The sequence below is a fragment of the Pseudomonas lundensis genome (assembly GCF_001042985.1).
In the GTDB taxonomy this organism is placed as follows: Bacteria; Pseudomonadota; Gammaproteobacteria; order Pseudomonadales; family Pseudomonadaceae; genus Aquipseudomonas; species Aquipseudomonas lundensis.
In genome coordinates this window covers 1-23,793 of sequence record NZ_JYKY01000028.1, presented here as the reverse complement: position 1 = coordinate 23,793, position 23,793 = coordinate 1, and the positions used below count along the sequence as shown (strand labels likewise).

Below are 23,793 nucleotides of genomic sequence, written 5' to 3'. Positions count from 1 at the left end.
CGCCTTCTTTAGTCTTGGACTACAGCAGTCCAAAACAAAAAGGTGTGGCTATGAGTGAGGTCGGTGCAAGCGCTGGGTCGAATGACATTTTGGTCAGCTTTCGTGGCGTGCAGAAAAGCTACGATGGCGAAAACCTGATTGTGAAAGACCTCAACCTGGACATTCGCAAAGGCGAGTTCCTGACCTTGCTCGGGCCTTCCGGGTCGGGCAAAACCACCAGCCTGATGATGCTGGCGGGGTTTGAAACCCCGACTGCGGGCGAGATCCAGCTCGCGGGCCGCGCTATCAACAACGTGCCGCCGCACAAGCGCGACATCGGCATGGTGTTTCAGAACTACGCGTTGTTCCCGCACATGACCGTGGCTGAAAACCTGGGTTTTCCGTTGTCGGTGCGTGGCCTCAATCGCACCGACATCAGCGAGCGGGTCAAACGCGTGCTGAGCATGGTACAGCTCGATGCCTTCGCCCAGCGTTACCCGGCGCAGTTGTCCGGCGGCCAGCAACAGCGGGTGGCCCTGGCACGGGCGCTGGTGTTCGAGCCGCAACTGGTGCTGATGGACGAACCGTTGGGGGCCCTGGACAAACAACTGCGCGAACACATGCAGATGGAGATCAAGCACCTGCACCAGCGCCTCGGCGTGACCGTGGTCTACGTGACCCACGATCAGGGCGAAGCCCTGACCATGTCGGACCGGGTGGCGGTGTTCCATCAAGGGGAAATTCAGCAGATCGCTCCGCCGCGTTGCTTGTACGAAGAGCCGAAAAACACCTTTGTCGCCAACTTCATCGGCGAGAACAATCGCCTCAATGGCCGCCTGCACAGCCAGGATGGCGAGCGCTGCGTGGTTGAGCTGGGGCGTGGCGAGAAGGTTCAGGCACTGGCGGTGAATGTCGGTCGCCCCGGCGAACCCGTGACCCTGTCGATCCGCCCCGAACGTATCAGCCTTAACGGCGCCAGCGAGGCGTGCGTGAACCGGTTCTCGGGGCGCGTTGAAGAGTTCATCTATCTGGGCGACCACGTGCGGGTGCGGCTGGAAGTCTGCGGCAAGAACGATTTTTTTGTGAAACAGCCGATTGCCGAACTGGACCCGACGCTGGCCGTCGGTGACGTGGTGCCACTCGGTTGGCAGGTTGAACACGTACGTGCGCTGGACCCTCTCTTAGAGGCGAATTAATCGCCCCGGCTTCACCAACCCTGTGGAGAATAAAAATGCATAACACTCTGAAATTCACGGCCCTGAGCTTGGGCCTGATGTGCGCCGCCAATGCGTTGGCCGCCACCGATCTGACCGTGATCTCGTTTGGCGGGGCGAACAAGGCCGCTCAGGTCAAAGCCTTCTACGCGCCTTGGGAAGCCAAGGGCGACGGCAAAATCATCGCCGGGGAATACAACGGCGAAATGGCCAAGATCAAGGCCATGGTCGACACCAAAAGCATTTCGTGGGACTTGGTCGAAGTGGAGTCTCCTGAATTGTCCCGTGGCTGTGACGAAGACATGTTTGAGCAACTGGACCCGGCGCTGTTTGGCAATCCCGATCAGTACGTCTCCGGTGCAATCCAGGCGTGCGGGGCTGGCTTCTTCGTGTGGTCGACCGTGATGGCCTACAACGCTGACAAGCTGAAAACGGCGCCGACCAGTTGGGCGGATTTCTGGGACACCAAAACCTTCCCTGGCAAGCGCGGGTTGCGCAAGGGCGCCAAATACACGCTGGAATTTGCCTTGATGGCAGACGGCGTCGCGCCCAAGGACGTGTACAAGGTGCTGGCGAGCAAGGACGGTCAGAACCGCGCGTTCAAGAAACTCGACGAGTTGAAACCCAGCATTCAATGGTGGGAAGCCGGTGCACAGCCGCCGCAGTATCTGGCCTCGGGTGATGTGGTCATGAGTTCTGCTTACAACGGTCGAATTGCTGCCGTGCAGAAAGAAAGCAACCTGAAAATTGTCTGGAACGGCGGGATTTATGACTTTGACGCCTGGGCCATTCCTAAAGGTTTGAGCAAAGAAAAGGCCGACGCAGCGAAGAAGTTCATGCAGTTCACGCTGCAACCTGAGCAGCAAAGCGTCTACTCGCAAAACATCGCCTATGGCCCGGCCAACAAAGCGGCAATGTCATTGCTGCCCCCGGCCGTGACCGCCAACATGCCGACTGCTGCTGAGAACCTCAAGGATCAAGTACAGATCGACGTCAGCTTCTGGGCTGATAACGGCGAGCAACTGGAACAACGCTTCAACGCCTGGGCTGCCAAGTAAGCAGCGCTGACACGCGGCGCGCCCGACCTGGTCGCGCCGCTCCCGTTTAAAGATTTGCGGAGTTCGCCATGGCCATCGCCATCCCCCTGAACGAAGTCGCCAGCCCCAGTTTGAAGAAGCGTCTGGCGCATGCCGAGCGCGTGAATCGCTGGAAAGCGCAGGCGTTGATTGCGCCGCTGGTGATTTTCTTGCTGTTGGTGTTTCTGGTGCCGATAGCGGCGCTGCTTTATAAAAGTGTCGGCAACCCGGAAGTGGTCGAAGGCCTGCCGCGCACTGTGGTGGCCGTGCACGGGTGGGATGGCAAAGGCTTACCGGCCGAACCGGTGTATCTGGCGCTTAGCGAAGACTTGGCCGAAGCACGCAAGAATCAGGTGCTGGGCGATTTGTCGAAGCGTCTGAACATGGAATTGGCCGGCTATCGCAGCCTGCTGATGAAAACCGCCAAAGCGCTGCCGTTCAAGGTGGCGCCTGACTCTTATAAAGATGCACTGGAAGCCCTCGACGAGCGTTGGGGAGATCCGGCGTATTGGCAGGCGATCAAGCGCAACAGCTCAAGCGTGACCCCGTTTTACCTGTTGGCGGCCGTCGATCACCGTATTGATGACCTGGGTGAAGTGGCCCCGGCCACACCGGACCAGGCGATTTATCTGGATATCTTCGCCCGTACCTTCTGGATGGGGCTGGTCATCACCTGCATCTGTCTGGTGCTGGCGTATCCCTTGGCCTACCTGCTGGCCAATTTGCCTGCACGCCAGAGCAACCTGTTGATGATTCTGGTGTTGCTGCCGTTCTGGACGTCCGTGCTGGTACGGGTCGCGGCCTGGATCGTGTTGCTGCAATCGGGCGGGTTGATCAACAGCGCGCTGATGAGCATGGGGCTGATCGACAAACCGCTGGAGCTGGTGTTCAACCGCACCGGGGTGTACATCGCCATGGTGCACATCTTGCTGCCGTTCATGATCCTGCCGATTTACAGCGTGATGAAGGGTATTTCTCCGACCTATATGCGTGCCGCCATCTCACTGGGGTGCCATCCGTTTACCAGCTTCTGGCGTGTGTACTTCCCACAGACCTACGCGGGTGTGGGCGCCGGTTGCTTGTTGGTATTCATCATTGCGATTGGCTACTACATCACCCCGGCGTTGCTCGGCAGCCCGAACGATCAAATGGTCAGTTACTTCGTGGCGTTCTATACCAACACCAGTATCAACTGGGGCATGGCCACGGCGCTGGGCGGTTTGCTGCTGCTGGCAACCGTCGTGCTGTACCTGATTTACAACTGGCTGGTGGGTGCTACCCGCCTGCGTTTGAGTTAAGGAGATCGCCATGCTGAGCCCTTACATGTCCCCCATTGAGCGGATTTGGTTCTACAGCTTGCGCATTCTTTGCGGGCTAATCCTGTTGTTCCTGATCTTGCCTGTGCTGGTGATCATTCCGTTGTCCTTCAACTCGGGCAGCTTTCTGGTGTACCCGCTGCAAGGGTTTTCCTTGCATTGGTATCAGGACTTCTTCGCCTCTGCCGAGTGGATGCGCGCGCTGAAAAACAGCGTCATCGTTGCGCCGGCTGCCACAGTGCTGGCTATGGTGTTCGGTACGTTGGCGGCGATTGGCCTGACCCGTGGCGACTTCCCGGGTAAAGCGCTGGTCATGGCGCTGGTGATTTCGCCCATGGTGGTGCCCGTGGTGATCATCGGTGTGGCCAGTTACTTGTTTTTCGCACCGCTGGGACTGGGCAACAGTTACTTCTCGTTGATCGTGGTGCATGCGGTGTTAGGTGTGCCATTTGTCATCATCACCGTGTCCGCGACCTTGCAGGGTTTTAATCACAACCTGGTGCGCGCGGCGGCCAGCCTGGGGGCGTCACCCTTGACGGCGTTCCGTCGGGTGACTTTGCCGCTGATTGCGCCGGGCGTCATTTCTGGTGCCTTGTTCGCCTTCGCCACGTCATTTGATGAAGTGGTGGTGACGCTGTTTCTGGCCGGGCCTGAGCAAGCGACCTTGCCACGCCAGATGTTCAGCGGCATTCGCGAAAACCTGAGCCCGACCATTGCGGCGGCGGCCACGTTATTGATCGCGTTCTCTGTGGTACTGCTGCTGACCCTTGAGTGGTTGCGCGGGCGCAGCGAGAAAATGCGTACCGCGCAGATTCAGGGCTAGACCCAACAGGCGTCCCATAAGGGGTAATCCCCGATTCGTGTGGTCAGTTGCGAGCGAATCGGGTTTTTGATCAGGTAGCGGGCGGTGGCTTTGAGGTCTTCTTCCTTGTGGAGGACGCGGTCGTAAAAACCTTTTTGCCAGATACGCTCACTGGCGCAGGTCATTTCGTTGATGGTCAGGCTGCTGCGCGATTTAACTCTGCACATCACTTCTCCCAGCGTTTTGTGACGCAACTCGACAAGCCAGTGGCAATGATCAGGCATCACAACCCATGCGATTGACTGGACGATGCCATCGTCGTGCGCCTGCTTGAGTTGATTGACCACGAGACGTCCCAAGTGAAAGTCGCTGAAGATCGGGCGGCGTTGTTCGGTAACGGTGGTGAGTAAATAAACACGGCCGGGCTCGGTGTAACGGCCTTTCAAGAGTTGCCCGCTGCTGTAGGACTTCGGCATTCCGTTGCCTTCCTCGTGGTGATCGTTGTTTAAACCTAGACGGGTTGTGAAGGCATGCCTTGTGCCTTTGTTCGCAAGATATTGCCGGGGGCTCCCAGGGGCTCCCTCGCCGCCTGAGGCTGCGATCGGTCGCGTAGCGTCTGCGAGGCGGTGTGCGGGTCGCGGTCGGCGGTATACAATGCGCGCCACCGTGTTTAGCTCACTAAAAGGTGCGTCATGCAGCCCTTCGCTATTGCCCCATCGATTCTTTCTGCCGATTTCGCCCGTCTTGGCGAAGAGGTGGACAACGTTCTCGCAGCGGGTGCTGACATCGTTCACTTCGATGTCATGGACAATCATTACGTGCCCAACCTGACCATCGGCCCGATGGTGTGCGCGGCCTTGCGCAAGTACGGGATCACGGCGCCTATCGATGCGCATTTGATGGTCAGCCCTGTGGATCGCATCATCGGCGACTTCATTGAGGCGGGCGCGACCTACATCACGTTCCACCCCGAAGCCACGCAGCACATCGACCGCTCCCTGCAATTGATCCGCGAAGGCGGCTGCAAGGCGGGCCTGGTATTTAATCCGGCCACCCCGCTGGACGTGCTCAAGTACGTGATGGATAAGGTCGACATGGTCTTGCTGATGAGTGTGAACCCCGGTTTTGGCGGTCAGAAGTTCATTCCCGGCACCCTCGACAAACTGCGTGAAGCCCGTGCACTGATCGATGCGTCGGGTCGCGACATCCGTCTTGAAATCGATGGGGGCGTCAACGTCGGCAACATCCGTGAAATCGCTGAAGCTGGCGCCGACACATTTGTCGCGGGCTCGGCCATTTTCAACACGCCGAATTACGAGCACGTCATTCAGCAAATGCGCGCCGAGCTTGCGTTGGCTCGCCCATGAGCCGTTTTGAGCAGCTCCTTCAAGGGCAGCTGCCAAAACTGGTGATGTTCGACCTGGACGGCACGCTGATTGATTCGGTGCCGGACCTGGCGGCTGCCGTGGAAACCATGCTGCAGACGATGGGCCGACCGCCGGCCGGGCTCGAAAACGTCAAGATGTGGATTGGCAACGGTGCGCCGATGCTGGTGCGCCGTGCGCTGGCCGGCAATCTTGATGCGTCGGGCGTCGATGATGCCGAGGCGGAGCGGGCCCTGGAGATTTTCATGGAGGCCTACGACGGCGGCCATGAGCACACCAAGGTTTACCCCGGCGTACGCGAAAGCCTCAAGTGGCTGCAAAAGCAGGGCGTCGAAATGGCGCTGATCACCAACAAACCCGAGCGTTTCGTGGCGCCGCTGCTGGATGAATTGAAGCTGGGCCGGTTTTTCCGCTGGATCATCGGCGGCGACACCTTGCCGCAGAAAAAGCCCGATCCCGCTGCGCTGCAGTTTGTGATGAAAATGGCTGGCGTCACCCCGCAGCAATCGATGTTTATCGGTGATTCGCGCAATGACGTGCTGGCCGCCAAGGCGGCTGGCGTGCGCTGTGTGGCCCTGAACTACGGTTACAACCACGGTCGCCCGATTGAAGAAGAGTCGCCGGACATGGTGATTGGCAATTTGCAGGAGCTGATAGCCGGTTGCTTAGATTCGGCGGCTGAGATACCGTTGGGCTCTTCTGTTCACCCCTCTCGTAGAGATTCCATCGTGGTGGTCACTCGCAAACTCTGGATGAAAGTTATCAAGGCCCTGGCCCGCTGGCGTTGGCGCGCCTGACTTGAATCTGGCCGGAGATCCGGCACGTTTGCATACCTGACAGTTTGACCCTCAGACCACGAGGCACCTCATGATCCGTGAAGAATTCCTGCGTTTGGCCGCTGCCGGCTATAACCGTATCCCGCTTGCCCGCGAAACCCTTGCCGACTTTGACACGCCGCTGTCGATCTACCTGAAACTGGCCGATCAGCCCAACTCCTATTTGCTGGAGTCGGTGCAGGGCGGCGAGAAGTGGGGGCGTTATTCGATCATCGGTTTGCCGTGCCGCACCGTATTGCGCGTGCACGACCATCAGGTGCGTGTGACCCACGACGGTGTCGAGATCGAGTCCTGCGAGGCCGAAGATCCGCTGGCGTTTGTCGAAGCCTTCAAGGCCCGTTACAACGTGCCGACCATTGCCGGGTTGCCGCGTTTCAACGGTGGTTTGGTGGGCTACTTCGGTTATGACTGTGTGCGGTACGTGGAAAAACGTTTGGGCCAATGCCCGAACCCGGATCCGCTGGGCGTGCCGGATATCCTGCTGATGGTGTCCGATGCCGTGGTGGTGTTCGACAACCTCGCAGGCAAGATGCACGCGATTGTGCTGGTCGATCCTGCACAGCCAGGTGCGTACGAAGAGGGGCAGGCGCGACTTGAAGCATTGCTTGAGCAATTGCGTCAGCCGATTGCGCCGCGCCGCGGTCTGGACTTCACGGCCCAACAGGCAGCCGACCCGGTATTCCGTTCCAGTTTTACCCAGAGCGACTACGAGAAAGCTGTCGATACCATCAAGGATTACATTCTTGCGGGCGATTGCATGCAGGTGGTGCCTTCGCAGCGCATGTCCATCGATTTCAAGGCCGCGCCGATCGATCTGTATCGCGCGCTGCGCTGCTTCAACCCGACGCCGTATATGTACTTCTTCAACTTTGGCGACTTCCACGTGGTGGGCAGCTCGCCTGAAGTGCTGGTGCGGGTTGAAGATAATTTGATCACCGTGCGCCCGATTGCCGGGACGCGTCCGCGGGGTGCGACCGAAGAGGCGGATCTGGCGCTGGAGCAGGACTTGCTCGGTGATGACAAGGAAATCGCTGAACACTTGATGCTGATCGACCTGGGGCGCAATGACACGGGGCGGGTCTCTGAAATTGGTTCGGTCAAGCTCACCGAAAAAATGGTGATCGAGCGTTACTCCAACGTGATGCACATCGTGTCCAATGTCACCGGCCAGTTGAAGAGCGGTCTGACGGCGATGGACGCCTTGCGTGCGATTTTGCCGGCAGGCACGTTGTCGGGTGCGCCGAAAATCCGTGCGATGGAGATCATCGACGAACTGGAACCGGTCAAGCGCGGCGTGTACGGCGGCGCGGTCGGTTATTTTGCGTGGAACGGCAATATGGACACGGCTATCGCCATTCGTACAGCGGTGATCAAGAACGGTGAGTTGCATGTGCAAGCGGGCGGCGGGATTGTTGCCGACTCGGTACCGGCCCTGGAGTGGGAAGAGACGCTGAATAAACGCCGCGCGATGTTTCGTGCCGTAGCGCTCGCCGAACAAACCCCCGCGTCCGACGTCTGAGGAGCTTAGCCATGTTGCTGATGATCGATAATTACGACTCTTTTACGTACAACGTTGTGCAGTACCTCGGCGAGCTGGGTGCAGAGGTCAAGGTGGTGCGCAACGATGAGCTGACTGTGGCCGAGATCGAAGCGCTCAACCCCGAGCACATTGTGGTTTCGCCCGGCCCGTGCACGCCGAATGAGGCGGGCATCTCACTTGAAGCGATTAAACACTTCGCGGGCAAATTGCCGATTCTGGGCGTGTGCCTGGGGCATCAATCCATCGGGCAGGCCTTTGGCGGCGATGTGGTGCGTGCGCGCCAAGTGATGCACGGCAAGACCAGCCCGGTTTATCACCGCGACACGGGGGTGTTCGAGGGATTGAACAACCCGTTGACCGTCACCCGTTATCACTCGCTGGTGGTCAAGCGCGAGACCCTGCCGGACTGCCTTGAGCTGACGGCCTGGACGCAACATGCCGATGGCTCGGTCGACGAGATCATGGGCGTGCGTCACAAAACCCTCCACATCGAAGGGGTGCAGTTTCACCCTGAATCGATCCTGACCGAGCAAGGTCATGAACTGTTCGCCAACTTTCTTAAACAAACCGGCGGCACGCGCTAAGGACTTCATATGGATATCAAGACTGCCCTGAACCGTATCGTCGGTCACCTCGACCTGAGCACCGAGGAAATGCGCGATGTGATGCGCGACATCATGACCGGCGAATGCACTGAGGCGCAGATCGGCGCCTTCATGATGGGCATGCGCATGAAGAGTGAAAGCATCGACGAAATCGTCGGTGCGGTCACAGTAATGCGTGAGCTGGCGGACAAAGTCGAACTCAACACACTCGATGGCGTGGTCGACATTGTGGGCACCGGCGGCGACGGTGCGAATATTTTCAACGTTTCCACAGCGTCCGCCCTGGTGATCGCAGCGGCCGGTTGCACGGTTGCCAAACACGGCAATCGCGCTGTCTCTGGCAAAAGCGGCAGTGCTGACTTACTGGAGGCGGCAGGCGTTTACCTGAACCTGACCCCGGTGCAAGTGGCTCGCTGCATTGACAGCGTGGGCATTGGTTTCATGTTTGCCCAATCCCATCATGGCGCCATGAAGCACGCGGCCATCCCGCGTCGTGATCTGGGCCTGCGTACCCTGTTCAACATGCTTGGCCCGCTTACGAATCCAGCCGGTGTGTTGCACCAGGTGGTCGGCGTGTTCAGCCAGGCGTTGTGCCGTCCTTTGGCCGAAGTGTTACAGCGTCTGGGCAGCAAGCATGTGCTGGTGGTTCATTCGCAGGACGGCCTGGACGAGTTCAGCCTGGCCGCGCCGACGTATGTCGCTGAGCTGCGCAAAGGCGAGATCACGGAATATTGGGTTCAGCCTGAAGACCTGGGCATCAAGAGCCAAAGCCTGTTTGGCCTGGTGGTCGACAGCCCCGAGCAATCGCTGGAGCTGATTCGCGATGCGCTGGGGCGCCGTAAGACCGAGGCCGGGCAGAAGGCCGCCGAGATGATCGTGCTGAATGCGGGTGCTGCGTTATACGCTGCTGATCTTGCCTACACTCTGAAAGAGGGTGTGGCGCTGGCGCACGATGCGCTGCACACCGGGCTGGCCCGGGAGAAGCTGGAAGAACTGGGCGCGTTTACCGCGATTTTCAAGCAGGAGAATGAAGCATGAGTGTGCCAACCGTTCTGGAAAATATTCTGGCGCGCAAGGTTCAGGAAGTGGCCGAGCGTAGCGCGCGCATCAGTTTGGCTGAACTTGAACGTCAGGTCGCTCAGGCCGATCCGGTCCGTGGCTTTGCCAAAGCATTGCTGGCGCAGGCCAAGTTGAAGCAGCCGGCGGTGATTGCCGAAATCAAGAAAGCATCACCGAGCAAAGGTGTGATCCGCGAGCACTTTGTGCCTGCTGACATTGCACAAAGCTATGAAAAAGGCGGCGCAACCTGCCTTTCAGTGCTGACGGACATCGATTTTTTTCAGGGCGCAGACGCGTACCTGCAGCAGGCGCGCGCGGCGTGCAAGCTGCCGGTAATCCGCAAGGATTTCATGATCGATCCGTATCAGATCGTTGAAGCCCGCGCACTGGGTGCGGACTGCGTGCTGTTGATTGTTTCGGCGCTGGATGACGTCAAGATGGCCGAACTGGCCAGTGTTGCCAAAAGCGTGGGGCTCGACGTGCTGGTTGAAGTGCATGACGGCGATGAGCTTGAGCGAGCGCTGAAAACCCTTGATACGCCTTTGATCGGCATCAACAACCGCAACCTGCACACCTTTGAGGTGAGTTTGGACACCACACTGGACCTGTTGCCCCGTGTGCCTCGTGATCGACTGGTGATTACCGAAAGCGGGATTTTGAACCGCGCCGACGTCGAGCTGATGGAAATCAGCGAGGTGTATTCATTCTTGGTCGGTGAAGCATTCATGCGCGCTGAAAGTCCGGGCGCAGAATTGCAGCGGTTGTTCTTCCCGGAGCGCGGTACACCCATTTCGGGCTCAACAGCGGATTAAACCCGGCCAGCGTTTTCCAAGGACTGCTATGACTCGTATTCAGCGTCTCTGTGTCGAAGCCGGGCTCAAAGCCGAACAGGATTTGCTGGCATCGGTCTGCGCGGGTGAGTGTGAAGCCGGGGTGCTGTTTTGGCAGCCTACCGACCGGGCGTTGGTCATGCCTAAACGCCTGGCTCGACTGCCCGGTTTCGAGAGCGCGAGTGTTGAACTGGCGACCCACGGTTGGCCGATCCTGTTGCGGGAAACAGGCGGCGAGCCGGTTCCTCAATCCGCTTCTACGGTCAACATCGCGCTGGTTTACGCCCCGCTTCGCAGCGAGGGGGATCAGGGGCGTATCGAAACTGCTTATCAGCGCCTGTGCCAACCCATCTGTGATCTTTTGACCGAACTGGGCGGCGTTGCTTCATTGGGGGAAATTGAAGGGGCTTTCTGTGATGGCCGTTTCAACGTCAACCTCAATGGACGCAAGTTGGTGGGTACCGCTCAGCGCTGGCGCCAGAGTCAGGGGGGGCAACGGCCGGTGGGGCTGGTTCACGGTGCTCTGCTGCTGGATAACGAGCGCGAATCGATGGTGGCGTCGGTCAACCGATTCAATGGGCTGTGTTCACTGGAGCAGCGTTGCCGTGCGCAGAGTCACATTGCGTTGCACGAGGTGTTTGCGGCGCCCGACTTTTTTGAACAGCTGGCTTCCCGCTATCAAGACCTTCTGGCGCCGTTGCTAAAGCCTTAACGTGTGCCGTACACCACCATGGTCTTGCCTTTAACGCTGACCAGGTTCTGTTCTTCCAGATCCTTGAGCACGCGTCCCACCATCTCCCGCGAACACCCGACGATCCTGCCGATTTCCTGACGCGTCACTTTGATTTGCATGCCGTCGGGGTGAGTCATTGCGTCAGGCTGCTTGCACAGTTCCAACAAACAACGGGCTACGCGGCCGGTCACGTCAAAGAACGCCAGATCACCTACCTTGCGTGTGGTATTGCGCAATCGTTGTGCGATTTGCCCGCTAAGCGCGTAGAGGATTTCAGGTTCTTGATGCGCGTACTCCCTGAATTTGGCGTAAGTGATTTCTGCAACTTCGCATTCGGTCTTGGCCCTGACCCACGCACTGCGCGCCTGTTCCAGGCCCGGCTGTTCGAACAACCCCAGTTCGCCAATAAAATCCCCGGCATTGAGGTAGGCGATGATCATTTCACGACCGTCGTCGTCTTCGATCACGATGGTCACGGAGCCTTTGACGATGAAGAACAGCGTCTGTGAACGTTCACCGGCGCAGATGATGTTGCTTTTGGCTTGATAGCGCCTGCGTTGGCAATGAGTCAGAAATTTGTCGAGGTTCTTGATCTTGGGTATGGGAGTAAGGGCAACCATAGTTGTGTCCCGTAAAGCCTGCACGGTAAGGGGTTTGATCTATTTTTATGTAGAGCGCTTGCCGGCATGGCGCCAGCGAATTGGCGCCAGCTTAACAGACGAATTCTTCACCTAACGCAGAAATTTCCTCATGCGGCGTCAGAGAAACGCTTCGGGCCTGCCAGTCATTGAATTTTGGCCCTGTGATAAGCTGGCGCCCCTTTTAAGACAGTGGAGTCTGAGCGATGAAGGCACGCATTCAATGGGCGGGCGAAGCCATGTTTTTGGGCGAGTCGGGCAGTGGCCACGTCGTCGTCATGGACGGGCCTCCAGAAAGTGGCGGCCGGAACCTGGGTGTGCGTCCCATGGAGATGCTGCTGCTGGGCCTTGGCGGTTGCAGCAATTTTGATGTGGTCAGCATCCTCAAAAAGTCGCGTCAGGCAGTCGAAAGCTGCGAGGCGTTCCTGGAGGCGGAGCGCGCCACTGAGGACCCGAAAGTGTTTACCAAGATTCACCTGCACTTCGTGGTCAAGGGACGTGGGCTAAAAGAAGCACAAGTTAAACGTGCGATCGAACTGTCGGCTGAGAAGTATTGCTCGGCGTCGATCATGCTGGGCGCGGCTGGCGTCGCCATCAGCCATGACTACGAAATAATCGAACTGGGCTGAGTGGACATTCAATTTTCATAAAAGCATTGCAGACTCTGGCGATCAGTCGCTGACGTCTGCATAATGCGCCACTTTTTTAAGGGTCGTGGCGGGGAATCATCCCGGCGGCGGGTCCGAACAGATAACCAAAATCGCCATCGCGAAGAGGTGTTAACCGTCCTACGCAGGTGCGTCCCACGCACTTGACGGGCATGCTGGATCACGCGGCCGAGCCGCATCGACATAGAGAGTTTTATTACGGTGAAAAGCAAACTCAAGCTCCACGGGTTCAATAACCTGACAAAGACCTTGAGCTTCAACATCTATGACATCTGCTATGCGGAAACCCCGCAAGACCAGCAGGCATACGTTGAGTACATCAATCAAGAGTACGACGCAGAACGCCTGACGCAGATCCTTACAGATGTGGTTGATATCATTGGTGCCAACATCCTGAACATCGCCCGTCAGGATTACGATCCCCAAGGCGCCAGCGTGACTATTCTGATTTCCGAGCAGCCGGTAACACCTACCGAAAGCCAGATCGAAGAATCCCCAGGCCCGCTGCCAGAGACCATTTTGGGTCACCTCGACAAAAGTCATATCACGGTACACACCTATCCGGAGATTCATCCGGTGGACGGAATCGCGACTTTCCGTGTGGACATCGACGTGTCGACGTGCGGCGTTATTTCACCGCTTAAAGCTCTCAACTATCTGATCCATCAATTTGATTCGGACATCGTGACGGTCGACTATCGCGTGCGCGGCTTTACCCGCGACGTGGAAGGTAAAAAGCACTTTATCGATCACGAGATCAATTCGATCCAGAACTACCTCTCCGAAGACACCCGCGACGGTTATCAAATGACCGACGTGAATGTGTATCAAGAGAACCTGTTTCACACCAAGATGCTGCTCAAGGACTTCGAACTGGATAACTATCTGTTCGGCGATGCCACGAGCAATCTGTCGACCGAGCAGCGCGCTCAGGTCACTGAGCGTGTGAAGCACGAAATGCTCGAAATCTTTTACGCACGCAATATGTCGTAAGCAACGAGCAACCAAAAAAGGCGGCTACCGTGAGGTGAGCCGCCTTTTTTGTGTGCATTTTGCGCAGGGGCGATTAAATGCGATAGGTACTTTTGGTCATGACTTTTGCCATCAGGCTCATCCCGAATTTTACGGGTGCCGGGAAACGGTAACCGCCCGCCTCCAGTGCGGACTCAGCATGGTGTTCTTCATCGATGCGCATTTGTTCGAGAATGGCGCGCGACTTTTCGTCTTCGGGCGGCAGTTGCGCCAGGTGTTCGTTCAAGTGCTTGCACACTTGATCTTCGGTGGCGGCGACAAACCCCAGGCTGACTTTGTCGCTGATCAGGCCGGCCACAGCGCCAATCCCGAAAGACATGCCGTAAAACAGCGGGTTCAGTACGCTCGGGTGGCTACCCAATTGACGAATGCGTTGTTCGCACCAGGCCAGATGATCGATTTCTTCTTCAGCGGCATGTTCCATGGCTTCGCGCACCTGCGGCAGCTTAGCGGTCAGGGCTTGGCCCTGATACAAAGCCTGGGCGCAGACTTCGCCGGTATGGTTGATGCGCATCAGACCCGCCACATGACGCGTGGCCTGTTCCCCCAGCGGGTTTTCAGGTTTGACGATGGCAGGTGAGGGGCGATACGGCTGGCCGCTGAAAGGCAGCAAAGTGCGCATTGCGGTATCAGCTTGTAACAGAAGACGGTCAATCGGCGAGTAGTGACGTTGGGTAGTCATGCTTACCTCCGGAAAAAATCACGGCGGCCAGTTTACCCCAATCGGACGGGCAGGGTTTGCGTTGGATCATGGGTCAGCGCAGGAGGTTTTGGCACTCCCGCGCAAACCGATCGATGAATCAGCCCGGCGGCCAGTTCATTTGGCGCTGACCCAACACGTGCATGTGAATGTGATAAACCGTTTGGCCGCCCTCTTCATTGCAGTTCATCACGACACGAAAGCCCTTCTCGCAGCCTTGTTCGACCGCCAGACGCTGCGCGGTGAACAAAATATGACCGGCCAGCGCTTTGTCTTCTTCGGTCAGGTCATTGAGGGTGCGGATCGGTTTTTTCGGGATGACCAGAAAGTGCACCGGCGCTTGTGGCGCAATGTCGTGAAACGCCAGAACCTGATCATCTTCATAAATGATCTTTGCGGGTATTTCACGGTTGATGATCTTGGTGAACAGAGTATCCAAAGCTGTATCTCCGTAAGTGAAGTCCGATCTGAGTGTACGCAGGGGATCGTTTGGCGACCAGCCACCTTAACGTGGGCAGTACGACTTGTTAACCGAGGCGGCAATCTTGCGTGTCATCCAGCGTGATAGCAGCCGGGGGACGCGGGTCATCCAGCGGTTTCGCCAGCCCGGCATGATAATCGCCTTGTTCTTTTCAAGTGCGCGTACGGTGTAAAGCGCGACTTCTTCAGGGCTCAGTGCATGGCGATTGTGTTTGACCGTGTCGGCATTCATGTTCGCCGCTTCAAAAAAACCGGTGCGGGTGATGCCGGGGCAGAGCACTGACACTTTGATCCCGGTTTTCTTGACCTCTTCGCGCAGGCCCTCTGAAAAGTGCAGCACGTAGGCTTTACTGGCGAAGTAGGTGCTCAGCCAAGGGCCCGGCTGATACGCCGCGATCGAGGAAACGTTGAGGATCTGCCCGCCGCCCTGGACCGCCATCATATTGCCGATGGCATGGCACAGCCGCGTGAGGGCCAGCACATTGAGCTCGATCAAATCTTGCTCTGCGCTCCAGTCGTGCGCCAGGAAGGGGCCGCAGGTTCCGATCCCTGCGCAATTGATCAGCAAATCAATCTGCCTGTCACCTTCTTCCAGCTCCAGCAGGAAGCCGGACAACCGCAGCGGCTCGCCCAGATCGCAGGCGCGAATCAGCACTTCTACGCCAAAGCGCTGGGTGAATTCGAGGGCTATGGCCTCCAGTGCGTCCCGTTGGCGGGCAACCAGAATCAAACTGCGCCCGCGACGGGCAAGGGCTTCTGCCAGGGCCAGGCCAATGCCGCTTGAGGCGCCAGTGATCAAAGCGTAACGGGTCATGCTGTTCTCCATCGCAACGGTTCAGTCCGGTGACAATGATGTCCCTGGCGTTAGCGCGTTTAATAAAGAACGCAGTCTACAGGCTGTTGGTGCCGGCTGCGTTGATGAACGAGGTTGCAAGGCCCAGTGCAAAGGCGAGGACCGTCACGATTAACGAAACAATCATCAGCGTGATCGCAACCCAAGCCAGTACTTTGACTGCCGGACTGTTAGGCGGCGGTGGTGGGCCATACTGGTTCGGACCGGTAGTACCGGGCATCAGTACCAACATAAAGGACAGGATCAGGGTTGCCACAGGCACTAAATGCAGCAAGAGCATCCACGCTGACCAGTTGAGATCATGCAGGCGCTGTGCGCTGATCCTGATGCTAATGACGAAATAGGCCAGTAGTAACGTCAGGCTACAGGTGAACCCCAGCGTGTATGAGACTTGGGCTAACAGCAGGCACGGGATGAGCAGTGCAACCGCGATTGCGGTGAGCACCAGTGGCCAGGCCAGCATTCGCATGCGGCCAATTCGGCCATCGAACCCCAATGGGTCCAGCGTGCCATACGATTCGTGAGATTTTTTATCCAGGCTTACTTCCGGCATTACTGCGTCCTTGTCAGGTATTTAAAAAATGAAGCCCGCTGATTGGGCGGGCTTCGATGTTTCAAAGGTGTGGCCAATGGCTGGATAACCGTTGAATTCGACTTAACGCCTGACGATATTCCTCGTCCAGGCGTGCGATCAGTTCATCCGTTGAAGGCAAGTCGAAGATTTCACCTACGCCCTGACCGGCCGACCACACGGTTTTCCATGCTTTGGCTTCATCGTTGAGCGGTTTCAGTTTGTTTCCTGATTCCCCCTTGCTTTGCAACGCTGCCAAGTCGTACCCGGCATTTTCAAGGCTTTGCCGCATGAAGCTGGCAGGTACGCCTGATACCGCCGGGGTGTGAATGATATCGGCCGCGCGGGATGCTAGCAGCATCTGCTTATAAGCGTCAGGCGCATGGCTTTCGCGGGTGGCGATGAAGCGCGTGCCCATATAGGCCAAGTCGGCGCCAAGTGTTTGAGCTGCCAAGATCTCGTGGCCGTGGTTCAGGCAGCCTGCGAGCAGCAGCGTTTTGCCGAAAAACTGGCGTATCTCAGCCGCCAGAGCGAAAGGGCTCCAGGTGCCCGCATGCCCGCCTGCGCCAGCAGCAACAGCGATCAAACCGTCGACACCGGCTTGTGCGGCTTTTTCGGCGTGACGGCGGGTGGTGACATCATGGAAGACCAGCCCGCCGTAGCTGTGAACCGCGTCGATCACCTCTTTAGCGGCGCCCAGGCTGGTGATCACGATGGGCACTTTGTGCTCAATGCAAATGGCGAGGTCTGCTTCAAGTCGTGGGTTGCTGTTGTGCACGATCAGGTTCACGGCGTAGGGCGCCGGGTTATCCAGTAGTGCCAGACCTGCTTCGATTTCCTCCAGCCAGGCTTTGAACCCTTGGCTGTCGCGCTGGTTCAGTGCCGGGAAACTGCCGACTACGCCGTTACGGCAGCAGGCAAGCACCAGTTGCGGGTTGGAGATCAGAAACATAGGAGCGGCCACCACCGGCAGGCGCAAGCGTTGTTCAAGCAGAGCGGGCAGTGACATCGGATAACCTCGTTGAAAGATGAGTTGCCGTTAGAACGGTTTGACCACCACCAGAATTACGATGGCGATCAGAAACAGGACCGGCACTTCGTTGAACCAGCGGAAGTACACATGGCTGCGGGTATTTTCTCCACGGGCGAAGCGTTTAACTTGAGCCCCGCACATGTGGTGATAGCCGATGAGCAGCACCACGAGTGTCAATTTGGCATGCATCCAGCCCTGGCTAAAATAGCCGCTAGGGTTAAGGCTGATCAGCCAGCCGCCAAAAATGATTGTGGCGATCATCGCGGGGCCCATGATGCCGCGATACAGCTTGCGCTCCATGACGCTGAAGCGCTCTTTGCTGACGGAATCTTCGCTTTGGGCGTGGTAAACGAACAGGCGAGGCAGGTAAAACAGGCCAGCAAACCAACAGACGATGCTGATGATGTGGAAGGCTTTGAGCCATAGATAAAGCATTTTTAGTTATTCCCAGGTTCACGGTAGATCAAATAGTAGTAGTAGAGCGTCCGGGAGTCACCTTGGCGGTTGTCGCAGGGGCGCGCTGTCCCTATTATCGAGGGCTTTCCAGTGGGTTCGTTGAGGGGCAGGTTATGGTCAAGGTCGGTATTGTCGGCGGCACGGGTTACACCGGTGTCGAATTGCTGCGTTTGCTGGCGCAGCATCCGCAGGCAGAAGTGGTAGTGATCACTTCTCGATCCGAAGCAGGCCTGCCTGTTGCTGATATGTATCCCAACCTGCGCGGTCATTACGATGGCCTTGCCTTCAGCGTGCCTGATACTCAGACATTGGCGGCGTGTGATGTGGTGTTTTTCGCGACGCCCCATGGCGTGGCTCATGCCTTGGCAGGTGAATTGCTTGCGGCCGGAACCAAGGTGATCGACCTGTCAGCCGATTTCCGTCTGCAAGATGCAGAGGAGTGGGCCAAGTGGTACGGCCAGCCGCATGGTGCGCCTGAACTGCTAGAAGAGGCGGTTTATGGCCTGCCGGAAGTCAATCGCGAACACATCAGGCAAGCGCGATTGATTGCAGTGCCGGGTTGCTACCCGACTGCTACCCAACTGGGTTTTCTTCCTTTGCTCGAAGCAGGTCTTGCCGATACGTCGGTTTTGATTGCTGACTGTAAATCCGGTGTCAGCGGAGCTGGTCGGGGCGCGAGTATTGGCTCTCTATATGCCGAAACGTCTGAAAGCATGAAGGCTTATGCCGTCAAAGGGCATCGTCACCTGCCGGAAATTCGTCAGGGTTTACGCCGTGCCGCCGGGAAAGAGGTAGGACTGACATTCGTCCCGCATTTAACGCCAATGATTCGTGGGATTCATTCCACGTTGTACGCGACGGTTACTGATCGCTCTGTGGATCTGCAGGCACTGTTTGAAAAGCGTTATGCAAACGAGCCTTTTGTGGATGTAATGCCTGCTGGCAGCCATCCCGAAACACGTAGTGTGCGCGGCGCCAATGTGTGCCGCATAGCCATTCACCGCCCGCAGGATGGCGATCTGGTGGTCGTTTTGTCGGTTATCGACAACTTGGTCAAGGGGGCGTCAGGTCAGGCCGTGCAGAATATGAATATCCTGTTTGGTCTGGATGAGCGTCTGGGCCTGTCCCATGCCGGAATGCTGCCGTAAACCTTGCAGATATCCTCAAGCGGTAAGCGTCCAGCTTACCGCTGCTACTTATGAATAGTTGACCGCTTTTCTAGGAGAAGCGGATAATGCGCGTCATCACGCATTATGGCGGCATAGCGCCGGGAGATAGTCAGCATGAGCGTCGAATCCTTCACCCCCATGGCTTTGCAATTCACCGAAGGTGCTGCGCACAAGGTGAAGAGCCTGGTCGATGAAGAGGGTAATGATCGTTTGAAGCTGCGCGTATTTGTGACGGGCGGCGGTTGTTCGGGTTTTCAGTACGGTTTCACTTTTGATGAAGAAGTCGCAGACGATGACACTATCGTTGAGCGCGAGGGCGTGAGCCTGGTGGTTGATCCGATGAGCTTCCAGTACCTGGCTGGCGCTGAGGTGGACTATCAGGAAGGTCTCGAAGGGTCGCGTTTTGTGATCAAAAACCCGAATGCCACCACGACCTGTGGTTGCGGTTCGTCCTTCTCGATTTGATTGTCCGCACACACGTTTGACCCTCAACGCCGCGTCGATACGCGGCGTTTTGCTGTCTGCCGTTTATTGAACGGGTGTTCAGGCGGGATAGATAGCGCCAAGGATGCGCAAGCCGCGAGCGCCAGTGACGCTGGGGCGGTTGGTAGGAATGTTTTCCAGGCAGCAATGGGCCAACCACGCAAAAGCCATGGCCTCCACCCAGTCTGGATCCACGCCTTTAACCTGGGTGCTATTGACCCGGGTTTGGGGGAGGAGTGAAGCGAGCCGCGTCATCAGTGCGGTGTTGTGCGCGCCGCCACCGCATACCAGAAGCTCGTCGGTGTGCGGTTGAGCGCTTTGCAGTGAGTCCACGATCGTTAGGGCTGTGAGTTCGAGCAGGGTTGCCTGAATGTCTTCAGCGGGGAAGGCGGGCAGGCTGAAGAGATGGTGCTTCAGCCAATTCAGGTTAAAGACTTCGCGCCCGGTGCTTTTTGGGCCTTGTGTCTTGAAGAATGGGTCGCTGAGCAACGTGTTCAGCAAAACGGGTTCTACTCTGCCACTGGCAGCCCATTGGCCACTACGGTCATACAGGTCACCGCGTGTGTCTTGTATCCAGGCGTCCAGCAAGACGTTTCCGGGCCCGCAATCGAATCCGGCTACAGGCTCGGCAGGTGTTATCAAACTTAGGTTGCTGAATCCGCCAACATTTAAAACGGCTCGATAGCCACTCTCATGAGTGAACAAGGCTTCGTGAAATGCCGGCACGAGCGGCGCGCCCTGGCCGCCAGCTGCGACATCCCGCCGACGGAAATCGCCCACCACGCAAATCCCTGTCAACTCGGCCAATAAAGCAGGGTTACCGATTTGAACGGTATAGCCAAGAGCGGGTTCGTGCCGGATGGTCTGGCCGTGGCTGCCTATCGCCCGGATGTCTTGTGGGGAGAGCTGTTGTTGTGTGAGAAGTGCGTTTACGCCTTGTGCGGCCAGTTCAACCCAGTGATTTTCAGCAATGGCACAGCGGGCAACTTCGTCAGGGCCGCTGGCGCACAGGCTGAGTAATTCGGCGCGTAATGAGGATGGCATGGGGGTGTAGTGAGAGGCGAGAAGCTTGATGCTCGCCCCTAACTCGATCAGAGCGATGTCCATGCCATCGAGGCTTGTGCCGGACATCACTCCTATGTAGAGCGCCATGACTTAGCGCTTGCTCGAAGCCAGCAGGGTGGCTTTTTCCTGATTCATGCGAGCCATCAATGGCTGGCTTTGTTGCATGAACCGGGCACGCTCGTTTTTGGCAATCGGATCAGCCATCGGGAGCTTTTGCCCCAGCGGATCTACATGGACGCCATTGACTTGAAACTCGTAATGCAGGTGTGGGCCGGTCGACAGGCCGGTCGTGCCAATGTAACCAATGACTTGCCCTTGCTTGACGGCGCCGCCCGTTTTGACGCCCTTGGCGAAGCCCTGCATGTGGCCGTAAAGCGTGCGGTACGTGTTGCCATGTTGAATGATGACGGTGTTGCCGTAGCCGCCACGACGGCCGGCAAGTAATACTTTGCCATCACCGGCAGCCTTGATCGGTGTTCCACGTGGTGCCGCGTAATCCACGCCTTTGTGGGCACGGATCTTGTTCAGGATCGGGTGTTTGCGTCCCGAAGAGAAGCGTGAACTGATGCGGGCGAAATCTACTGGGGTGCGGATGAAGGCTTTGCGCATGCTATTGCCGTCAGCGGTGTAGTAATTGCTGATGCCCTGCTTGTTGGTGTAACGCACTGCCGTATAGGTTTTGCCTCGGTTGGTGAAGCGAGCAGACAAGATGTTGCCCGTGCCAACCGTTTTGCCGTTGACCACTTTTTGCTCGTAGATAACCTCGAACTGATCGCCGGGCCGTATGTCTTGTGCAAAGTCGATGTCATAGCCGAATACTTTGGCCATATCCATCGTCATGCTGTGAGGCAGGCCGGCGCGCTGGCCGGAAGCAGACAGGGAGCTGCTGATTACACCGTGAACATAGGCGGTGCGCAGTGTCGGTTGAGCGGTCACACGGCGAAACGAATAGCCCTTGGCTGTTTTGCTCAAGGTGATGGTTTCGAGATCGCTGATGCGGCTGTGCAGGTTATTGAGCTGACCGTCTGTGCCCATTTCAAACTCGAGCTTCTGCCCGTGTTTCAGCTGGCTGAACTGCTTGGCCTGTTTGTCGCTGGCCAGAACCTCGTGTACGGACGCAGCGGGCAGGCCCACTTTCTCAAACAGGGTAGAGAGGGTATCGCCCTTCGCGACAATGACTTCGCGGTGGCTAGGCGCTTTTTTGTCTTCAGCTTTGGCAGTCGCAGCGGGCGCGCTGTCTTGCGGGTCTATTTGGGTAAACGGAGCAGATGTCGCTTCATTTGTGGCCTGAACGAGGTCTGCGGCGTCTTGATCTTGTGTAAGTTGTTCTGCGGGGGTTTCCAGTTCCAGGTTTAGCGTTGTGCGTTTGGCCTCGACTTCGCTGGATGGAAATACCAGCAGTGCCAAACTCAATAAGGCTGCGATCCCGCTTGCGGCGAGCAGGTGGGTCTTCGGATAAAGCGGTGGCGCTTTAGGCGGTTGACTGGTCATAGGTAATTTGACTTTGAGATAAAGGATGAATTGGAAAAGACGACTGACACTGTGAAGATGAAATAACTGTATAAAATATAACCAAAACGCCCTTGAAGCAAGTTGACCACACATTAACTGACAGATAGCCCCCCGTGCGCCCGCCAGAACTTGTAATTAGTGGGTGATCTTGTATGGTTGGTTCCCTTTGAAATTGAGCCTTACGGGTCTGATATGAAGTCGGTTGAAGAGCAGCTAGCGCTAATCAAGCGTGGTGCCGAAGAGGTACTGGTCGAGTCTGAACTGGTCGAGAAGTTGAAGCGTGGCCAGCCGCTGCGTATTAAGGCGGGATTTGACCCTACTGCACCCGATCTGCATTTGGGTCACACCGTACTGATCAATAAGCTGCGCCAGTTTCAGGAGCTCGGTCATCACGTCATTTTTCTGATCGGTGACTTTACCGGGATGATTGGTGATCCAAGTGGCAAGAGTGCGACGCGTCCTCCGCTGACGCGCGAGCAAGTGCTCGACAACGCCGAGACCTATAAGACACAGGTCTTCAAGATTCTGGATCCATCGAAAACCGAAGTGGCGTTCAACTCAACCTGGATGGATCAGATGGGGCCTGCGGATTTTATTCGTCTGACGTCCCAATACACTGTAGCGCGCATGCTTGAGCGCGACGACTTTGATAAGCGCTACACCACGAATCAGCCTATTGCTATCCACGAGTTTTTGTATCCGTTGGTTCAGGGCTATGACTCGGTTGCCTTGCGAGCGGATGTCGAGTTAGGTGGCACTGATCAGAAGTTTAATTTGCTGATGGGTCGTGAGTTGCAGCGTGGTTATGGGCAGGAGGCGCAGTGCATCGTCACGATGCCTTTGCTTGAGGGGTTGGATGGCGTCAAGAAGATGTCCAAATCCCTGGGTAATTACGTTGGTATTCAGGAAGCGCCTGGTGTGATGTATAGCAAGCTGGTGTCGATCCCGGATGCTTTGATGTGGCGTTACTTTGAATTGCTCAGCTTCCGCTCGATGGATGAGATCAATGCCTTTAAGGCAGAGGTTGAGGCTGGGGCCAATCCGCGAGATATAAAAATCAAGCTGGCTGAAGAGATTGTGGCGCGTTTTCACGGTGCAGAGGCTGCAGCTAATGCGCACCGTGGTGCGGGTAACCGCATGAAAGAGGGTGAGCTGCCGGATGACTTGCCTGAGATTGAGCTGAGCGCTACTGAAGACATGCCGATTGCTGCAGTGCTGAATAAAGCTGGGCTGGTGAAGAACTCTGCGGTTGCTCGTGATTTGTTGGGTTCGGGTGGTGTGCGTATTGATGGAGAGGTGGTTGATCGCTCCTATATATATGCATTGGGCTCCACTCATGTTTGTCAGGCGGGTAAGAAGGCGTTTGCGCGAATTACGTTGAAATCTGAATAAACTTGAAAATAGTGCTGGACGGCGCATTTTGTTGGCCTATAATGCGCCCACTTCCGGCGCAGTCGAAACGGGAAACTCCTTGAGTTTCAATGAGTTAGACTGTTTTGAAGATGCCAGCTTCAAATCATCGAAGCAGGAAATGAGGTGTTGACAGCAGCGTGTAACGCTGTAGAATTCGCCTCCCGCTGACGAGAGATCGAAAGCGCAAGTGGTTGATGTTACAGAGGAAACTTTGAAAACATCTTAAAATAACCGCTTGACAGCAACAGAGGCTGCTGTAGAATGCGCGCCTCGGTTGAGCGAAAGCTTAACCAACCGCTCTTTAACAACTGAATCAAGCAATTCGTGTGGGTGCTTGTGGAGTCA

26 protein-coding genes are annotated in these 23,793 nt (G+C 56.9%); 16 read left to right on the top strand and 10 right to left on the bottom strand.

Annotation, left to right across the window (positions count from 1 at the left end):
- The first annotated feature begins 50 nt into the window (after positions 1-50).
- The 4 genes from TU74_RS18950 to TU74_RS24390 all read left to right on the top strand — a co-directional run bounded on the left by TU74_RS18950 (position 51) and on the right by TU74_RS24390 (position 4,408).
- Positions 51-1,175 (top strand): ABC transporter ATP-binding protein, encoded by a 1,125-nt coding sequence (locus TU74_RS18950; RefSeq protein ID WP_047277990.1) that lies wholly within the window; start codon positions 51-53, stop codon positions 1,173-1,175.
- A 35-nt stretch (positions 1,176-1,210) separates the two neighbouring features.
- Positions 1,211-2,251, top strand: a complete 1,041-nt coding sequence (locus TU74_RS18945; RefSeq protein WP_048377346.1) for an ABC transporter substrate-binding protein — start codon at positions 1,211-1,213, stop codon at positions 2,249-2,251.
- A gap of 68 nt (positions 2,252-2,319) precedes the next feature.
- Entirely contained in the window at positions 2,320-3,567 is a 1,248-nt protein-coding gene (locus tag TU74_RS18940; RefSeq protein ID WP_047277987.1) for an ABC transporter permease, read from the top strand.
- 10 nt (positions 3,568-3,577) lie between these two features.
- Positions 3,578-4,408, top strand: a complete 831-nt coding sequence (locus TU74_RS24390; RefSeq protein WP_048377345.1) for an ABC transporter permease — start codon at positions 3,578-3,580, stop codon at positions 4,406-4,408.
- Here the strand turns inward: TU74_RS24390 and TU74_RS18930 are convergent.
- The gene (locus TU74_RS18930) at positions 4,405-4,863 is read right to left on the bottom strand and encodes an REP-associated tyrosine transposase (RefSeq protein WP_048377344.1); all 459 of its coding nucleotides are present in this window, start codon (positions 4,861-4,863) and stop codon (positions 4,405-4,407) included. The two genes, TU74_RS24390 and TU74_RS18930, sit on opposite strands and share 4 nt — an antisense overlap.
- 216 nt (positions 4,864-5,079) lie before the next feature.
- On the opposite strand from TU74_RS18930, the gene rpe reads away from it, so the two are divergent.
- The 7 genes from rpe to TU74_RS18895 all read left to right on the top strand — a co-directional run bounded on the left by rpe (position 5,080) and on the right by TU74_RS18895 (position 11,354).
- The gene (rpe, locus tag TU74_RS18925) at positions 5,080-5,754 is read left to right on the top strand and encodes a ribulose-phosphate 3-epimerase (protein ID WP_047277981.1); all 675 of its coding nucleotides are present in this window, start codon (positions 5,080-5,082) and stop codon (positions 5,752-5,754) included.
- Positions 5,751-6,569, top strand: coding sequence for a phosphoglycolate phosphatase (locus TU74_RS18920; protein WP_048377343.1), 819 nt, complete (start codon positions 5,751-5,753; stop codon positions 6,567-6,569). Before rpe ends, TU74_RS18920 begins: the two co-directional genes overlap by 4 nt.
- A 70-nt stretch (positions 6,570-6,639) precedes the next feature.
- Positions 6,640-8,127 (top strand): anthranilate synthase component I, encoded by a 1,488-nt coding sequence (gene trpE, locus TU74_RS18915; protein ID WP_048377342.1) that lies wholly within the window; start codon positions 6,640-6,642, stop codon positions 8,125-8,127.
- 11 nt (positions 8,128-8,138) lie between these two features.
- Positions 8,139-8,732: an aminodeoxychorismate/anthranilate synthase component II gene (locus TU74_RS18910; RefSeq protein ID WP_048377341.1), complete on the top strand. Its 594-nt coding sequence runs from the start codon at positions 8,139-8,141 to the stop codon at positions 8,730-8,732.
- 9 nt (positions 8,733-8,741) lie between these two features.
- The gene (trpD, locus tag TU74_RS18905) at positions 8,742-9,791 is read left to right on the top strand and encodes an anthranilate phosphoribosyltransferase (protein WP_047295826.1); all 1,050 of its coding nucleotides are present in this window, start codon (positions 8,742-8,744) and stop codon (positions 9,789-9,791) included.
- The gene (trpC, locus tag TU74_RS18900; protein WP_048377340.1) at positions 9,788-10,624 is read left to right on the top strand and encodes an indole-3-glycerol phosphate synthase TrpC; all 837 of its coding nucleotides are present in this window, start codon (positions 9,788-9,790) and stop codon (positions 10,622-10,624) included. The genes trpD and trpC overlap by 4 nt, the downstream gene beginning before the upstream one ends.
- A gap of 28 nt (positions 10,625-10,652) precedes the next feature.
- Complete coding sequence (locus tag TU74_RS18895; protein ID WP_048377339.1) at positions 10,653-11,354, top strand: lipoate--protein ligase family protein; 702 nt, start codon at positions 10,653-10,655, stop codon at positions 11,352-11,354.
- Here the strand turns inward: TU74_RS18895 and crp are convergent.
- Positions 11,351-11,995, bottom strand: coding sequence for a cAMP-activated global transcriptional regulator CRP (gene crp, locus TU74_RS18890; protein WP_047277966.1), 645 nt, complete (start codon positions 11,993-11,995; stop codon positions 11,351-11,353). The two genes, TU74_RS18895 and crp, sit on opposite strands and share 4 nt — an antisense overlap.
- A gap of 224 nt (positions 11,996-12,219) precedes the next feature.
- Between crp and TU74_RS18885 the strand changes: the two genes are divergently transcribed.
- Positions 12,220-12,642 carry an OsmC family protein gene (locus TU74_RS18885; RefSeq protein ID WP_003444470.1) on the top strand — a complete coding sequence of 141 codons (423 nt, stop codon included), beginning with the start codon at positions 12,220-12,222 and terminating at the stop codon, positions 12,640-12,642.
- Between the two features lie 240 nt (positions 12,643-12,882).
- Positions 12,883-13,674 carry an adenosylmethionine decarboxylase gene (gene speD / locus TU74_RS18880; protein WP_047277964.1) on the top strand — a complete coding sequence of 264 codons (792 nt, stop codon included), beginning with the start codon at positions 12,883-12,885 and terminating at the stop codon, positions 13,672-13,674.
- A gap of 73 nt (positions 13,675-13,747) precedes the next feature.
- Here the strand turns inward: speD and coq7 are convergent, their stop codons facing one another.
- From coq7 to hemJ, 6 genes are all read right to left on the bottom strand, one after another.
- Positions 13,748-14,395 carry a 2-polyprenyl-3-methyl-6-methoxy-1,4-benzoquinone monooxygenase gene (coq7, locus tag TU74_RS18875; protein WP_047277962.1) on the bottom strand — a complete coding sequence of 216 codons (648 nt, stop codon included), beginning with the start codon at positions 14,393-14,395 and terminating at the stop codon, positions 13,748-13,750.
- A gap of 118 nt (positions 14,396-14,513) precedes the next feature.
- Positions 14,514-14,852, bottom strand: coding sequence for a histidine triad nucleotide-binding protein (locus tag TU74_RS18870; protein WP_047277960.1), 339 nt, complete (start codon positions 14,850-14,852; stop codon positions 14,514-14,516).
- A gap of 66 nt (positions 14,853-14,918) precedes the next feature.
- Positions 14,919-15,707, bottom strand: a complete 789-nt coding sequence (locus TU74_RS18865; protein WP_047279283.1) for an SDR family NAD(P)-dependent oxidoreductase — start codon at positions 15,705-15,707, stop codon at positions 14,919-14,921.
- A 76-nt stretch (positions 15,708-15,783) separates the two neighbouring features.
- On the bottom strand, positions 15,784-16,299 hold the full coding sequence (locus TU74_RS18860; RefSeq protein ID WP_048377338.1) for a DUF805 domain-containing protein: 516 nt from the start codon (positions 16,297-16,299) through the stop codon (positions 15,784-15,786).
- A 61-nt stretch (positions 16,300-16,360) separates the two neighbouring features.
- Complete coding sequence (locus tag TU74_RS18855) at positions 16,361-17,326, bottom strand: NAD(P)H-dependent flavin oxidoreductase (RefSeq protein WP_048377337.1); 966 nt, start codon at positions 17,324-17,326, stop codon at positions 16,361-16,363.
- A gap of 30 nt (positions 17,327-17,356) precedes the next feature.
- Positions 17,357-17,785, bottom strand: coding sequence for a protoporphyrinogen oxidase HemJ (gene hemJ, locus TU74_RS18850; RefSeq protein ID WP_047277952.1), 429 nt, complete (start codon positions 17,783-17,785; stop codon positions 17,357-17,359).
- 134 nt (positions 17,786-17,919) lie between these two features.
- Between hemJ and argC the strand changes: the two genes are divergently transcribed.
- Positions 17,920-18,954 carry an N-acetyl-gamma-glutamyl-phosphate reductase gene (gene argC, locus TU74_RS18845; RefSeq protein WP_048377336.1) on the top strand — a complete coding sequence of 345 codons (1,035 nt, stop codon included), beginning with the start codon at positions 17,920-17,922 and terminating at the stop codon, positions 18,952-18,954.
- Between the two features lie 135 nt (positions 18,955-19,089).
- The gene (gene erpA, locus TU74_RS18840) at positions 19,090-19,440 is read left to right on the top strand and encodes an iron-sulfur cluster insertion protein ErpA (RefSeq protein WP_003444456.1); all 351 of its coding nucleotides are present in this window, start codon (positions 19,090-19,092) and stop codon (positions 19,438-19,440) included.
- Positions 19,441-19,518: 78 nt separating this feature from the next.
- On the opposite strand, the gene TU74_RS18835 is transcribed toward erpA, so the two are convergent.
- Positions 19,519-20,610, bottom strand: a complete 1,092-nt coding sequence (locus tag TU74_RS18835; protein WP_047295814.1) for an anhydro-N-acetylmuramic acid kinase — start codon at positions 20,608-20,610, stop codon at positions 19,519-19,521.
- A gap of 3 nt (positions 20,611-20,613) precedes the next feature.
- Positions 20,614-22,014: a peptidoglycan DD-metalloendopeptidase family protein gene (locus TU74_RS18830; RefSeq protein ID WP_048377335.1), complete on the bottom strand. Its 1,401-nt coding sequence runs from the start codon at positions 22,012-22,014 to the stop codon at positions 20,614-20,616.
- 213 nt (positions 22,015-22,227) lie between these two features.
- On the opposite strand from TU74_RS18830, the gene tyrS reads away from it, so the two are divergent.
- Positions 22,228-23,427, top strand: coding sequence for a tyrosine--tRNA ligase (tyrS, locus tag TU74_RS18825; RefSeq protein WP_047279275.1), 1,200 nt, complete (start codon positions 22,228-22,230; stop codon positions 23,425-23,427).
- Positions 23,428-23,793 lie beyond the last annotated feature (366 nt).